Source organism: Humibacter sp. (assembly GCF_051954055.1).
In the GTDB taxonomy this organism is placed as follows: Bacteria; Actinomycetota; Actinomycetes; order Actinomycetales; family Microbacteriaceae; genus Humibacter.
This window is the reverse complement of the sequence record NZ_JBQCIE010000092.1, coordinates 219,337-232,903: the sequence shown is the minus strand read 5'-3', so window position 1 is coordinate 232,903 and position 13,567 is coordinate 219,337. Positions and strand designations below refer to the sequence as shown.

12 protein-coding genes and 1 pseudogene are annotated in these 13,567 nt (G+C 69.4%); 2 read left to right on the top strand and 11 right to left on the bottom strand.

The annotated features are described in order from the left end of the window. Window positions 1-4 precede the first annotated feature (4 nt). Window positions 5-985: a D-2-hydroxyacid dehydrogenase family protein gene (locus tag ACTHNC_RS10995; RefSeq protein ID WP_440294636.1), complete on the top strand. Its 981-nt coding sequence runs from the start codon at window positions 5-7 to the stop codon at window positions 983-985. Between the two features lie 10 nt (window positions 986-995). Continuing rightward, window positions 996-1,778, top strand: a complete 783-nt coding sequence (locus ACTHNC_RS10990) for an SDR family NAD(P)-dependent oxidoreductase (protein WP_440294635.1) — start codon at window positions 996-998, stop codon at window positions 1,776-1,778. 21 nt (window positions 1,779-1,799) lie between these two features. Here ACTHNC_RS10990 and ACTHNC_RS10985 read toward each other — a convergent pair whose 3' ends face one another. The 11 genes and pseudogenes from ACTHNC_RS10985 to ACTHNC_RS10935 all read right to left on the bottom strand — a co-directional run bounded on the left by ACTHNC_RS10985 (window position 1,800) and on the right by ACTHNC_RS10935 (window position 13,564). After that, the gene (locus tag ACTHNC_RS10985) at window positions 1,800-2,747 is read right to left on the bottom strand and encodes a cytochrome b/b6 domain-containing protein (RefSeq protein WP_440294634.1); all 948 of its coding nucleotides are present in this window, start codon (window positions 2,745-2,747) and stop codon (window positions 1,800-1,802) included. A gap of 64 nt (window positions 2,748-2,811) precedes the next feature. Further along, window positions 2,812-4,185 (bottom strand): FAD-dependent oxidoreductase, encoded by a 1,374-nt coding sequence (locus ACTHNC_RS10980; RefSeq protein WP_440294633.1) that lies wholly within the window; start codon window positions 4,183-4,185, stop codon window positions 2,812-2,814. Then, window positions 4,182-4,889: pseudogene (gene cobA / locus ACTHNC_RS10975) on the bottom strand (uroporphyrinogen-III C-methyltransferase); the annotation flags it as partial. The pseudogene cobA and the gene ACTHNC_RS10980, both read right to left, overlap by 4 nt. A gap of 107 nt (window positions 4,890-4,996) precedes the next feature. Further along, a complete protein-coding gene (locus ACTHNC_RS10970; protein WP_440294632.1) occupies window positions 4,997-6,001 on the bottom strand; it encodes an ABC transporter permease in 1,005 nt (334 codons plus the stop codon). After that, entirely contained in the window at window positions 5,991-6,743 is a 753-nt protein-coding gene (locus ACTHNC_RS10965) for an ABC transporter ATP-binding protein (protein ID WP_440294631.1), read from the bottom strand. The genes ACTHNC_RS10970 and ACTHNC_RS10965 overlap by 11 nt, the downstream gene beginning before the upstream one ends. Next, window positions 6,740-7,825 (bottom strand): ABC transporter substrate-binding protein, encoded by a 1,086-nt coding sequence (locus ACTHNC_RS10960; protein ID WP_440294630.1) that lies wholly within the window; start codon window positions 7,823-7,825, stop codon window positions 6,740-6,742. Before ACTHNC_RS10960 ends, ACTHNC_RS10965 begins: the two co-directional genes overlap by 4 nt. 57 nt (window positions 7,826-7,882) lie before the next feature. Further along, window positions 7,883-9,175 (bottom strand): sulfate adenylyltransferase subunit 1, encoded by a 1,293-nt coding sequence (locus tag ACTHNC_RS10955; protein WP_440294629.1) that lies wholly within the window; start codon window positions 9,173-9,175, stop codon window positions 7,883-7,885. Next, window positions 9,175-10,161 carry a sulfate adenylyltransferase subunit CysD gene (gene cysD / locus ACTHNC_RS10950; RefSeq protein WP_440294628.1) on the bottom strand — a complete coding sequence of 329 codons (987 nt, stop codon included), beginning with the start codon at window positions 10,159-10,161 and terminating at the stop codon, window positions 9,175-9,177. The genes ACTHNC_RS10955 and cysD overlap by 1 nt, the downstream gene beginning before the upstream one ends. Continuing rightward, window positions 10,143-10,913: a phosphoadenylyl-sulfate reductase gene (locus ACTHNC_RS10945; RefSeq protein WP_440294627.1), complete on the bottom strand. Its 771-nt coding sequence runs from the start codon at window positions 10,911-10,913 to the stop codon at window positions 10,143-10,145. Before ACTHNC_RS10945 ends, cysD begins: the two co-directional genes overlap by 19 nt. After that, the gene (locus ACTHNC_RS10940; RefSeq protein WP_440294626.1) at window positions 10,910-12,616 is read right to left on the bottom strand and encodes a nitrite/sulfite reductase; all 1,707 of its coding nucleotides are present in this window, start codon (window positions 12,614-12,616) and stop codon (window positions 10,910-10,912) included. The genes ACTHNC_RS10945 and ACTHNC_RS10940 overlap by 4 nt, the downstream gene beginning before the upstream one ends. 255 nt (window positions 12,617-12,871) lie before the next feature. Then, complete coding sequence (locus ACTHNC_RS10935; RefSeq protein WP_440294625.1) at window positions 12,872-13,564, bottom strand: sirohydrochlorin chelatase; 693 nt, start codon at window positions 13,562-13,564, stop codon at window positions 12,872-12,874. Window positions 13,565-13,567: the final 3 nt, after the last annotated feature.

Genomic DNA, 13,567 nt, shown 5'->3' with positions numbered 1-13,567 from the left:
TCACGTGGTCGATGAGGTTCGGTCGGAAGGCACGCGACGCGTCCTGACGATCCTCGACGACTACCAGGGCGTCGCGCTGCGGTCCGCCGATTGGGCGCCGGTCTCCGCCGTGTTCGACATCGACGTGGTGGAGCGGCACCTCGAGGGCGCCGAACTGCTCGAGCGTATCCGTTTCAGCGAGGTGATCGTCGCCATGCGGGAGCGCACGCCGTTCCCCGCGGACGTGCTCGAGCGCCTGCCATCGTTGCGGCTGCTCGTCACGACCGGCATGCGAAACGCGTCGATCGATCTGGATGCCGCGGCGCGAGCGGGTGTCGTCGTCTGCGGCACCGGGTCGGCGGGCAACAGCGTCGCTGAGCTCACGATCGGCATGATGATCGCCCTGACGCGGCACTTCGTAGAGGAGGACGCCGCCGTCCGCTCCGGTGGTTGGCAGCACATCATCGGTCCGGGACTCGCCGGCCGCACGCTGGGAGTGCTCGGGCTCGGGCGACTCGGCGTCCCCGTCGCGCGACTCGCGCAGGCGATCGGCATGCACGTGATCGCGTGGAGCCGCACCCTCACGGCCGAACGTGCCGCGGAACACGGCGTGACCGCGGTGAGGCGGGACGAGCTGTTCGCCGTGCCGGACATCCTCACCATTCACCTGCCGCTCACCCCGGAGACGCGCGGCCTCGTGGGCGCTGCCGAGCTCGCCATGATGCGTGATGATGCCTACCTGATCAACACGTCACGTGGACCCATCGTCGACGAGGCGGCGCTGCTGGATGCACTGCGCAACGGCGGCATCGCCGGCGCCGCGCTCGACGTGTACGACAGGGAACCGCTGCCGGTCGACCACCCACTGCGGTCGGCGCCCAACACCCTGCTGCTTCCGCACATCGGCTACGTCTCCACCGACAACTACCGGGCGTTCTACGGTGATGCGGTCGAGGACGTGCTGGCCTACCTCGACAGCGCCCCGGCGCGAGTACTGAGCGCCTAGCGTTGCTGACATGACCGACACCTCGATCGACACCTCGCCATTCGACCTCTCCGGCACCACAGTTCTCGTGACCGGTGCCCGGCGTGGGCTCGGCCGTGCCATCGCCGTCGAGTTCGCCAGGGCGGGCGCCGACGTCGCCATCGGACTACGCGAGACGGCGGACGACGCCGGGCTGGCATCCGAGATCGAGGCTCTCGGTCGCCGCGCCCTTCCGGTGCGGATGGATGTCACCGACCTCGACGCTGCCCGCGCGGCCATCGACCGCACGGTGGAGGAGTTCGGCCCGCTTCACACGCTCGTGAACAACGCAGGTGGCGGCATCGTTGCTCCGGCCATCGACGTGACCGAGGAGGACTTCGACCGGGTGTGGGCGCTCAACACGAAGTCGACCTACTTCCTTTCGCAGCACGCGGCCCGGCACATGCGGAATGCCGGCGGCGGCGCGATTGTGAACATCGCATCGCAGGCGGGGCTCGTGGCGCTCCCCGGCGAGTCCTCGTACTGCATCGCGAAGGCGGCCGTCGTGCACCTCACCAGATGCCAGGCGGTCGAGTGGGGTGAATACGGCATCCGGGTGAACGCGCTCGCCCCCACCTTCATCGAGACCGACGGGACTCAAGCGGCGCTCTCCGACCCGGCGTTCCGTGCGGACACGGTGGAACGCATCGCCGCGCTGCACCGCATCGGTGCTCCCCGCGAGGTGTCGGGTGCCGCGGTGTTCCTCGCCTCGTCCGCCGCCTCGCTGATCACGGGCCAGACACTCGCCATCGACGGCGGGTGGACTGCGCGCTGAGTGGCGGGCCCGGTCGATCGTTCAGCGTCGCTTGACGCTGCCGGTGAGCTCGGCGACGGCATCCAGCCGCGGCGGCCGCAGCACCGCCCACGCGACGGCGATCACGATGAGCGAGACGACGAACACGACGAGGCCGACCCACGTCTCGTCATCCCTCAGACCGTATAGATGATTGAGGTTGCGCAGCGGATCGGTGAGCAGCACGAGCGCGACGTGCACCACGGTGAACGCCACGAACCAGATCATCGTCGCGAAGTGGATGACGCGGGCCACCGGTAGCGGGAATCGCTTGTCGAATCGCCGCCACCGAACGGAGAGGCCCGGGGCGAGACGGATGCCCGTGAGTACGGCGAGCGGCGCTGCGAGGAACACGGTGACGAAGTACGTCAGCAGTTGCAGCGCGTTGTAGTTCACCCAGCCATCGGTGTGCGGCCAATTGAACGAGACGTACTGCAGGGCGGCCGAGACCGCGTTCGGGACCACATCCCACCTGGTCGGCACGATGCGCACCCACTGGCCCGAGGTGAACAGCAGCACGACGAAAAGCAGGCCGGTGAGTACCCAGAGCGAGTCGACGGTGAGGTGCCACCACGACGTCAGCGTGATGCGCACAGGTGGGTTCGGTGTGCGCACCAGGCGGTCGTTGTCGCGGATCCAGAACTCGCGCGGTCGCACGCCCGAGCGCCGGGTGCGGCGCACGGTCCAGCCGGAGAGGACGATGAAGAGCAGGAAAGCGCCGCTCAGAAAGTGCAGGATCGCCAGCCAGAGCGGAAAGCCGACAGGTGCCCAGGACGGCAACTCGCTCTGCCCGGGGTAGGTGCGGATGAAGTCCGCGACGGCCGGAAGGGCGATGAACCACCGTGCAAGAAGCACCACGACCACGGCGCCCACGACGACGAGAGGGATGATCCACGTGAGCGGACGCCACCTGCCGCGCGTTCCGATCGCGGTCTGCTCCTGCGTTGTCATCGGGGATCACCGTAACCCATGCTCGTGGGAGGCCGCATGGCCCGGAAGGCCGGGCAGCGCTGGCTCACCCTACCGACACTGCGGCGTTCGAGACGGCGACCTGCTCCTCGCGCGGAACGACCTTGACGCGCTCACGCTCGACCGGTGATGTGTCGGCGGCGCCCAGTGCACGCTCGTGGGCATCGAGGGCCAGCCAGCCCTGCCAGGTCGTGTACTGGATGCCGCGCTCCTGCAGCAGCGCGAGCACAGCGTCGGGATCGGGGTCCGCCGCCCGCGGCAGACCGTCGAGATCGCTCACCAGGTGCTCGATCGTCTCCATCGCATCGCCCTTGGTGTGACCGATCAGGCCGACCGGTCCTCGCTTGATCCAGCCCGTCGCGTAGAGACCGGGGATGGGGGAGTCGTGGTCGTCGAGCACCCGTCCCTCCTCGTTGCGCACGACGCCGCGCTCGTCGTCGAACGGCACGTCGGGAACGGGCGAGCCGACGTATCCAACGGCGCGGTAGAGCGCCTGCGCGGTGTGGTCGCGGAACTCGCCGGTTCCGACGACAGCGCCGTCGCGCAGAGCGGTGCGCTCGAATCGCACGCCCTCGACGGCATCCGTGCCCAGCACCTGCACCGGGCGGTGCCAGAAGTGCAGGTGCAGCCTGCGCGAGGCATCCGTTCGCGGGCGATCCAGCCATCCGCGCATCGTGCGCGTCATCACCTTGACCTGGTTGGTGCCGGCGGCCGCGACCACCTCGTCGATGCCTGAGGCGTCGGCGAAGTCCTCCTCGTACACGATGGTGTCGACACCGGGGACCTCACCCAGCTCACGCAACTCTATCGGAGTGAATCGCACGTGCGCGGGGCCACGTCGGCCGAACACGTGCACGTCCGTCACCGGGGAGGCGGCGAGGCCGGCGTGCACGTTCGCCGGGATGTCGGTGCGCAGCATGTCCTGCGGCAGCTTCGCGAGCACGCGTGCCACGTCGAGCGCCACATTGCCGTTGCCGATCACGGCGATCTCCCGCGCGTTCAGCGGCCAGTCGCGCGGGACATCCGGGTGCCCGTCGTACCAGCTGACGACGTCGGCTGCACCGAACGAACCGGGAAGATCGATGCCCGGGATGTCGAGCGCGGCGTCGCGGGACGCGCCGGTCGCGACGATGACCGCGTCGTACAGGCGCCGCGCGTCGGCGAGCGTGAGGTCACGTCCGAACGTGACGTTGCCGAGCAGCCGGATGCTGCCGCCGTCGAGCATCTCGTGCAGCGAGTTCACGATGCCCTTGATGCGCGGGTGATCGGGTGCGACGCCGTAGCGGATCAGGCCGTACGGCGCGGGCAGCGTCTCGAACAGGTCGATCGACACATCCAGTCCGGTGCGGCTCAGGATGTCGCCGGCATAGATGCCGGCCGGTCCGGCGCCGACGATCGCAACGCGAAGAGAGCGGATCATTGTTGGTTCCTCTCGTACAGGTTCACGACGTCGCCCACCACGGTGACGGCGGGCGGGCGGATGTCTGCGACGGCCGCGATCGCGGCGATGGTGCCGAGCGTGCCGGTCGTCACGCGCTGCCTGGGCCCGAAGCCGTCCTCGATCACGGCGACCGGGGTCTCGGCCGATCGGCCCGCGCGCATCAGGGCGGCGGCGCTCGCGGCGAGCCCGCCGACGCCCATCAGCAGCACGACGGTGTGGTTCGATCCGCCCGGGATGTCGGCGATGTCCTCGTGGCCGGCGAGCACGGTGAAGCCGTTCGCGATGCCGCGTGCGGTCACCGGGATGCCGACGGCGGCCGGCACCGCGATCGCGCTGGAAACTCCTGGCACGACCTCGACGGACACGCCTGCCGCACGGCACGCGGCGACCTCCTCCGGGCCCCTGCCGAACACGAACGGGTCGCCGCCCTTCAGCCGGACGACGGCTCGGCCGGCGAGTGCGTGCTCGACGATGATGCGGTCGATCTCGTGCTGCGGCACCGGGTGATGCCCGGGATGCTTTCCCACGTCGATCACGAGAACGTCGTCGGCGAGCTCGTCCAGCAGCGATCGCGGGCCGAGCCGGTCGGCGACGACCACGTCGGCGGCGTGCAGCAGTTCGAGTCCGCGCACGGTGATGAGACCGGCGTCGCCCGGTCCGCCGCCGATCAGGGCGACACTGCCGACCTCCCCGCCGGTCGGTGCGGCGCCGCCGGCCCCCTTCCCGCCGGTCCCGTAGCGAGCGCCAGCGAGCGTATCGAGACCCGATTCGTAGCGCTCGGTGTGATGGCTCACCGCTCGCCGCCGCGTGTCAGACCGCGGGAGCGCGCCAGCCGACGCTCGAGCGGGGCGAACACGAGGAGCTCGACGACGATGCCGATCGCGAGGATCGAGAGTATCGCCACGAAGACGCCCGAGATGTCGGCGAGCTGCCTGCTCTGGTCCAGTAGCGTGCCGAGCCCGAATCCCATGGTGCCGCCGGTCGTGATGATCTCGGCCGCCATGAGGGAGCGCCAGCTGAACGCCCAGCCCTGCTTGAGCCCGCCGAGGTAGCCGGGCAGGGCGGCGGGCAGCACGATCAGTGCTCCCTGCTGCAGACGCCCGGCGCCGAGCACGGTTCCGACGCGACGGAACAGCGGCGGCACCTGGTCGACGCCGCTCAGCAGCCCGTTCACGATCGACGGGATCGCGCCCATCAGCACGACGAAGTAGGCGGTGGCATCCGTGAGCCCGAACCAGAGGATCGCCGCGGGGACCCAGGCAACGGATGGCAGCACCTGCAGTCCGGTGATCAGTGGACCGAACGCCCGGCGCAGCACGCGCACCTCGGCCAGCAGGAGCCCGAACGGGGTCGCGACGGCCGCCGCGACGAGGAACCCGATGACGCCGCGCTCCAGGCTCGTGAGCACCGCCTGCTGCAGCCGCCCGGTCGAGGCGAGCTGACCGAACGAACCGACGACGTCGGCGGGGCTCGGCACGATGTCGGGGCGTGGATGCGCGATCGTCACGTACAGTTGCCACGCGACCACGAGCGCGACGAGGAGGGCAACGGGCAGGAGCACGCTGCTCAGCACGCGTCGCCACGAGCGCGCCGTTCCTGCGCTCTCCGCCTGCAGCGAGTCCAGGCCGGACTCCAGCGAACGCAGGTCCGAGTCCGACCCGCTGGTTGAGTGGCCGCGAAGCGGCGTATCGAAACCACTTGCGTCTGCGGGGGAGAGGTCTCGATTCGTGTCCTTCCGTTGGTCGGACGCTACTCGACCGACGGCAGGGGCGGTGATGGAAGTCTCAAGCGGCACGACGGATCTCCGTTCGCAGCTGGTCGGTGATCTCGATCGCCAGGCGCGAGACCTCGGGCGACTCGATGCGGCGGTCGGCGGAGCCGTCGAGCGCTGGGGCGACCTGCCACTGCGCCGCGACCCGTCCGGGACGGGACGACATCAGCACCACCCGTTCGCCGAGGCGGACCGCCTCGCGGACGTTGTGCGTGACGAACACGATCGTGCGGCCGGTCTCGCGCCATACCCGCACGAGCTCGTCGTGCAGGAGGTCGCGGGTGATCGCATCCAGCGCGGCGAACGGCTCGTCCATCAGCAGCACGTCGCGATCCTGAGCCAGGGCCCTGGCCAGAGCGACACGTTGGCGCATGCCTCCGGACAGCTCGTGCGGTCGCCGATCCGCCGAGTCGGCCAGGTTCACCAGATCGAGCAGCTCGAGCGCGCGAGCCCTGCGATGAGCCGTGGAGACGCCGGCCAGCTTCAGCGCGAGTTCCACGTTGCGGGATGCGCTCAGCCAGGGGAACAGCGCCGGCTCCTGGAACATCACCGCGGCGCGCCCGCTCGGCACGTCCACGGTGCCGGAGGTCGGGGCATCCAGCCCAGCGATGATGTTCAGAAGCGTCGACTTGCCGCATCCGGACGCCCCGACCAGGCACGCGAACTCGCCGGGCGCGATCGAGAGCGAGATGTCGTCGAGCACGACGGGACCCCTGGCGGTGTAGCGCTTCGTCAGTGCGCGGATGTCGACGGCGGGGGAGTTCATTGCCGTCCCAGCCCTGCAGCGGAGATGGGCTTCGCGCCGCTCTTCTTCAGCGCAGCGTTCAGCTGGCGCAGATCGAAGAGGCCGTTCAGCGTGACGTTCTTCGCCAGTCCGGCAGCTACCGCGTGCTTCAGCTGCACGGGGAATGTGGAGGCGAGCGGGTCGACGCTGAACGACACGTTCTTCAGCGACCTTGCTACGACGGCGTCGGGGAGTGCCGATCCGCCATCGGCCGTCAGCCGGGCGTTGATCTCCTTCACGGATTCCGCTGAGGGGCGGTCGTTCAGCCAGGAGATGGCGCTGCGCTCGCCGGCGATGAGGTCGGCGACGGTCTGCGGATGCTGCTGCAGGAAGTCAGTGCGCACCACGAGCACCGTCGTGGGGAACGCGCCGCCCTTCCACTGGGTTCGCTCGTCGACCAGAACGTGAGCACCGGCATCCAGAACCAGCCGGGATGCCCAGGGCTCCGGAAGCCACGCGCCGTCCACCTTGCCCTGCGTGAACAGCTGCAGCGTCTGGGCGTTGTCGGTCGGCGTGATGGTCACGTCGCCGCCCCCGCTGACCGAGGTCTTCAGCCCGTTCTTCGCGAGGTAGGTGCGCAGTGCGACGTCCTGAGTGTTGCCAAGCTGAGGTGTCGCGAGCGTCGTGCCCTTGAGCTGTGACACCGTGTCGATGCCTTTGCGCACCACGAGAGCCGCGCCGCCGTTCGTCGCGCCGGCGACCACGCGGAGCGATGCACCGCCGCTGGCCGTGAACGAGTTGATCGCGGGCGACGGGCCGAGGAACGCGGCGTCGATCGCACCGGCGCTCAGCGCCTCGATCGCTGCAGGCCCCGCATTGAACTGCTCGGTCTTGAGGGAAACAGAGCCGAGCGACTTGCGGAATAGGCCCTCCTGCACGCCGATCAGCGCCGGTGCGTGCGTCACGTTGTCGAAGTACCCGAGCCGGAGCTGCTTGGCCGCGCTGGGGGTTGCGGCCGCATCCGCGGCGGGGGAGGAGCATCCGGTCGCCACCGTGGCCAGCCCGGCGCACATCGCGAGCACGCTCAGGAGTCGGAGGATGGGCTTACGCGTGCGTGGTGCCATGGTGGTGCTCCTTTCGAGTGGATTCGTCGTGCGGTGTGAAGAGAGGTCGCGGACCCGTCACGACCCGGTGCTGATGACCGTGCCGGCGGCGAGGGTGGCGCCGTCCTGCGGGTGGATGACGACGAACGCACCCGCCCTGCGGTGCTCGGCGTAGGGCTGCAGCGGTAGTTCCGACGCGAGGCGAAGCGTGGCCTGCCCGATGTCGTTGATGTCGAGCCGTTCCGCTGGGCGCAGCGCGAGCGTGTCGAGATCGAACCGGCCCTGCAGGTCGCGCACGAGCGCCTGAACGGTGGCCGTGCCGTACTTCACGAGCACCCGCGTTCCCGGAGTGAGTGGACGCTGGTCGAGCCAGAAGAGCGATGCGGTCAGGTCGGCGGACGGAAGCGGATGCCTGCCCTCCGCCACGATCACATGCCCGCGCGCCACGTCGAGGTCGTCCGCCAGTCGCAGGGCGAGCGACTGCGTAGCGAACGCGGTCTCCCGCGCTTCGCCCGCGCGGTCGATCGCGGTCACGGTCGTCGTCGCTCCACCAGGGATGACGGTGACGCGGTCGCCGACGCGAACGGAGCCGGATGCGACCTGGCCCGCATACCCTCGGTAGTCGCGGTAGGCATCCGGATCCAGCCCGGGCGCGAGCGCACCCTGCGGACGGATGACGGACTGCACCGGAAAGCGGAACGGCGCAGCCGAGGACTCCACCTCGTCGATCACGCTGAGGGTCTCCAGCAGCTCGAGCAGTGTCGGCCCGTCGTACCAGTGCGTGTTCGCGGACGGCTCCACGACGTTGTCGCCCTCGAGCGCGGACACCGGGATGACGCGCGTGTCGTCGATTCCCAGCTCGGACGCCACGGCGAGCACGTCGGATTCGACGTCCCGGAGCACGCCCTCGTCGTAGTCGACCAGGTCGACCTTGTTGACCGCGACGATCAGGTGCGGCACGCGCAGCAGTCGCACGACGGACAGGTGACGACGGGTCTGCTCGAGAACGCCCTTGCGCACGTCGACCAGCACCACGACGGCGTCCGCAGTGGTCGCGCCGGTGACCATGTTGCGGGTGTACTGCACGTGCCCTGGGCAGTCGGCGAGGATGAAGCTGCGCCGGTCAGTCGCGAAGTACCGGTACGCGACGTCGATCGTGATTCCCTGCTCGCGCTCCGCACGGAGTCCGTCGGTGAGCAGCGCGAAGTCGATGCGGTCGCCGCCGCCGAACCCGCGCGCCGCGCTCGCGCGGGTGAGGGCATCCAACTGGTCGGCGAGGATCGCCTTGCTGTCGTGCAGCAGACGGCCGACGAGAGTGGACTTGCCGTCGTCGACGGACCCCGCGGTCGCGAAGCGGAAAAGCTCAGACATCAGAAGTACCCGTCCTTCTTGCGGTCTTCCATGCCGGCCTCCGAGATGCGATCGTCCGCTCGGGTCGCGCCGCGCTCGGTGATGGTGGATGCCGCCACCTCGCGCACGACGGACGCGACGTCTGTGGCATCCGACTCCACGGCGCCCGTGCACGACATGTCGCCCACCGTGCGGTAGCGCACCGTTCTCCGCTCGACGACCTCCCCGGGGCGGGGCGGCGAGACGGGCCCGACCGCGCGCCACATGCCGTCGCGCCGGTACACCTCGCGTTCGTGCGCGTAGTAGAGCGGCGGGAGTTCGATGCCCTCGCGCTGGATGTACCGCCATACGTCCAGCTCGGCCCAGTTGCTGATCGGGAACGCGCGCACGTGCTGGCCGGGGGTGTGCCGCCCGTTGTACAGGTTCCAGAGCTCGGGGCGCTGGTTGCGCGGGTCCCACTGGCCGAACTCGTCGCGGAGCGAGATGATGCGTTCTTTCGCGCGTGCCTTGTCCTCGTCGCGGCGACCGCCACCGAAGACGGCGTCGTGCCTGCCCGCCCGGATGGCGTCCAGCAGCGGCTGCGTCTGCAGCGGGTTGCGGGTGCCGTCCGGGCGTTCCGCGAGTCGTCCGTCGTCGATGTAGTCCTGCACCCGTGCGACGTTCAGGCGCAGGCCCAGTCGCTCGACCGTGGCATCCCGGAACGCGATCACCTCCGGGAAGTTGTGTCCGGTGTCGACGTGCAGCACGGGGAACGGGATGCGTGCTGGCCAGAACGCCTTCGCCGCCAGGTGCAGCATGACGACGGAGTCCTTGCCGCCGGAGAACAGCATGACCGGTCGCTCGAACTCGGCGACGACCTCACGGATGATGTGGATCGCCTCGTTCTCCAGCGCATCCAGCGCCGTCCCGCCGGCCCCCAAGCGCGGGTCAGCCCTCGTATCGAAACCCGCGTCCACCGTCGAGCGCTCGGCCACCGTCGTCACGTCAGTCACAGGTGTATCCCGCATTCCGTCTTGGCGAGTCCGGCCCAGCGACCGGATCGCGGATCCTCTCCCGGAGCCACCTGCCGGGTGCACGGCTCGCAGCCGATGGACGGGTATCCGTTGCTGAGCAGGAGATTCAGCGGCACAGCGTGTGCCGAGGCGTAGTCGAGCAGTTCGTCGAAGCTCCACGCGGCGAGCGGGTTGACCTTCACCAGGCCGTGCCGCTCGTCCCACTGGATCAGCGGCGTGCCGGTGCGGGTCGGCGCCTCGTCGCGGCGCACCCCGGTGAACCACACCTCGTAGCCGGCCAGCGCCTTCTTCAGCGGTGCGACCTTGCGCAGCGCGCAGCACAGGCCCGGGTCGCGGGCGAAGAGCTCTGCGCCGTACTCGGCATCCTGCTGCGCCACCGTCTGCTCGGGCAGCACGTCGACCACGGTGACATCGAGCGACCGCGCTACCTCGTCGCGCGTGATCCTGGTCTCCAGGAAGTGGTAGCCGGTGTCGAGGAACAGCACATCGACGCCGGGCAGACTCTGCGAGACGAGGTGCGGCAGCACCGCGTCCGCCATGGAGCACGCGACGGCCGCGGCACGAACGCCGAAGTTCTCAGCGACCCAGGCGACGACCTCGGCCGCGGATGCCTCGACATTCGTCCCCGAACCGACCGCCGCAGCGCCGGCTTCGGCCAGCGCCCGCAGCTCCTCGGTCGTGCGGGTGCGGTCTCGATACGCGTGCTCGCGGTGCTCGCTCGTTACTCGACCGGCGGACGCGTTCATCCCAGCGCCTCCTCGTCCGCCGCGTTCGCCCATTCGGCGAACGTTTGGCCCTCGGTTCGGTCCGCGAGGAACCGCCGTACCAGCCGCTCCACGTAATCCGGCAGGTCGGATGCGATCACCTTCAGCCCGCGCACGGTGCGGCCGAGCGCCGCCTCCGCACGAGTGTGCGAGGCGAGGCCTCCGCCGAGGTGCACCTGGAAACCAGGATGCTGCACACCGTGCTCGTCCGTGACGATCTGGCCCTTGAGCCCGATGTCGGCCGCCTGGATGCGCGCGCACGAGTTCGGGCATCCGTTCACGTGCAGGCTGATCGCTTCGGGCAGCTCGACATCGGCGAGTCGTCGCTCGAGCTCGGCGATCGCGTCGCGCGCAGTGTCTTTCGTGTCGACGATGGCGAGCTTGCAGTACTCGAGGCCGGTGCACGCCATGGTGCTGCGCCGGAACGGGCTCGGCTTGCTCGACAGTCCGAGGGCATCCAGTTCCGCGACCATCGAGGGCACGAGCTCCTCGGCGATGTCGAGCACCAGCACCTTCTGGAACGCGGTGAAGCGCAGCCGCTGGGATCCGTGCCGCTCGACGGCGTCCGCCAGTTCGATGAGTTCCGTGCCTGACGTGCGCCCGACGGTGGTCGCAGCACCGATGTAGTAGCGGCCGTCCTTCTGCTTGTGCACGCCGACGTGGTCGCCGGGGCCGGTGGCCCGCTGCGGGGCGGGACCGTCGGGCAGCGGGTAGCCGAGGTACTCGGTCTCCAGCACCTGCCTGAACCGTTCGGGACCCCAGTCAGCGAGCAGGAACTTGAGGCGCGCCTTGTTGCGCAACCGGCGATATCCGTAGTCCCGGAAGATGCCGGTGACGCCCTCCCAGACCTCCGGCACCCGCTCCTCGGAGACGAACGCGCCGAGCCGTTCGGCGAACCGTGGCGTCGCCGCAAGGGCACCGCCGACCCAGAGGTCGAAGCCGGGACCGAGTTCGGGGTGCACGACACCGACGAACGAGACGTCGTTGATCTCGTGGGCGACGTCGAGACTCGGATGCCCGGTGATCGCGGTCTTGTACTTGCGCGGCAGGTTCGAGTACCGGGGGTCTCCGATGTAGCGCTCGCTGAGCACGCGGAGCGCGTCGGTCGGGTCGATGATCTCGTCTGCCGCGATACCGGCAACGGGACTGCCGAGCATGGTGCGCGGTACGTCGCCGCACGCCTCGGTGGTGCGCATGCCGACCTCTTCGAGTCGGCGCCAGATCTCGGGCACGCTCTCGATCTCGACCCAGTGCAGCTGCACGTTCTGCCGATCGCTGATGTCGGCCGTGTTCCGCGCGTGGTCGCGGGAGAGCTCGCCGATCGTGCGCACCTGCTCGGTGGTCAGCACACCACCGTCGGTGCGGATGCGCATCATGAAGTAGCGATCTTCGAGCTCCTCGGGCTCGAGCGTCGCCGTCTTCCCGCCGTCGATGCCCTGCCGGCGCTGGGTATAGAGGCCCCACCACCGGAACCTGCCGTGCAGGTCGGTGGACTCGATGCTGTCGAACCCGTTCTTCGCGTAGATCGTCTCGATGCGCTCCCGCACGTTGAGTCCGTCGTCAGCGCGCTTGAGCACCTCGGTCGGGTTCAGTGGTTCTGATCCGTCGACCTTCCACTGCCCGTTCGGGGTGCCGGCCCGCGGCGGGCGTACCCGGCGCGCCGGTCGTGATTCCACTGACGTCATGCTCACCTCGCTGGAGTCGGTCCGGCGACGGTTGCGCACGATGACGGCGCACAGGATGACGGTGCTGGATGTCCGGACCGGCGTTCACGCTACGTGCGGCCTGAGCGGAGTGCGACCGTCGCCGCAACAGCGGTACACGCAGCGTCATAGTTCGTGACGTGCTTGCGCAGGAGCGGCATTGCTCATATGAGCATCCGGGTCTGTGCAGGCTGTTCGGGAGTTCAGGCTGTTCGCGAGCTCAGGCTGTTCGGGAGCTCAGACGAGTGCCGCGGCGCGGTCCAGCACGATGTCGATCAGCTCTTGAGGTGTCGACTCCGGTGTGAGCAGCGGTGCGGCCACGAGGTCCGCTCCCGCCTGCTGTGCGAGGTCGGCGAAATATCCGGGGGCAAGGAGGTAGGTGGCGACCGCGACCGGTACCTCCGGATTCCGGTCGCGCGCGGAGGCGACGGCCTCGGCCAGGGGAGGCTGCACGGCGGAGATGAACCCGACGTCGACGGAGCTCTCCAGCACGTCGGCGAGCATCGCGCCCGTGCGCAGGCAATCGGCGACGGCTCGTTCGTCACTGGAGCCGGCAGCGGCGAGCACCACGGATGTGCCCGGCGCATATCCTGCTTCGCGAAGACGGCGGGCGAGCACGTCGACCAACCGGTCGTCGGGCCCAAGTGCCGGAGCGACGGTCGCCGGCAGTGCTGCCCGATCGGCGCTTTCGGCGAGGTCGACGTACACGTGATACCCGGCCGAGAGCAGCAGCGGCACGATGACGGCTCGATCGGCGGTGTCCGCGACGCTGGCGAGCGCTGAGTCGACGTCTGGCTGCTCCACGTCGACGTGGCATTCGATCACCGGAACGTCGAGCGATGCCGCGACGCGGTCCACGAGCATCCGTACCGCGGTTCGTCCGGCAAGGGAGGAGGTGCCGTGCGATGCGGCGAGGACTGCGGTGTGCACCGG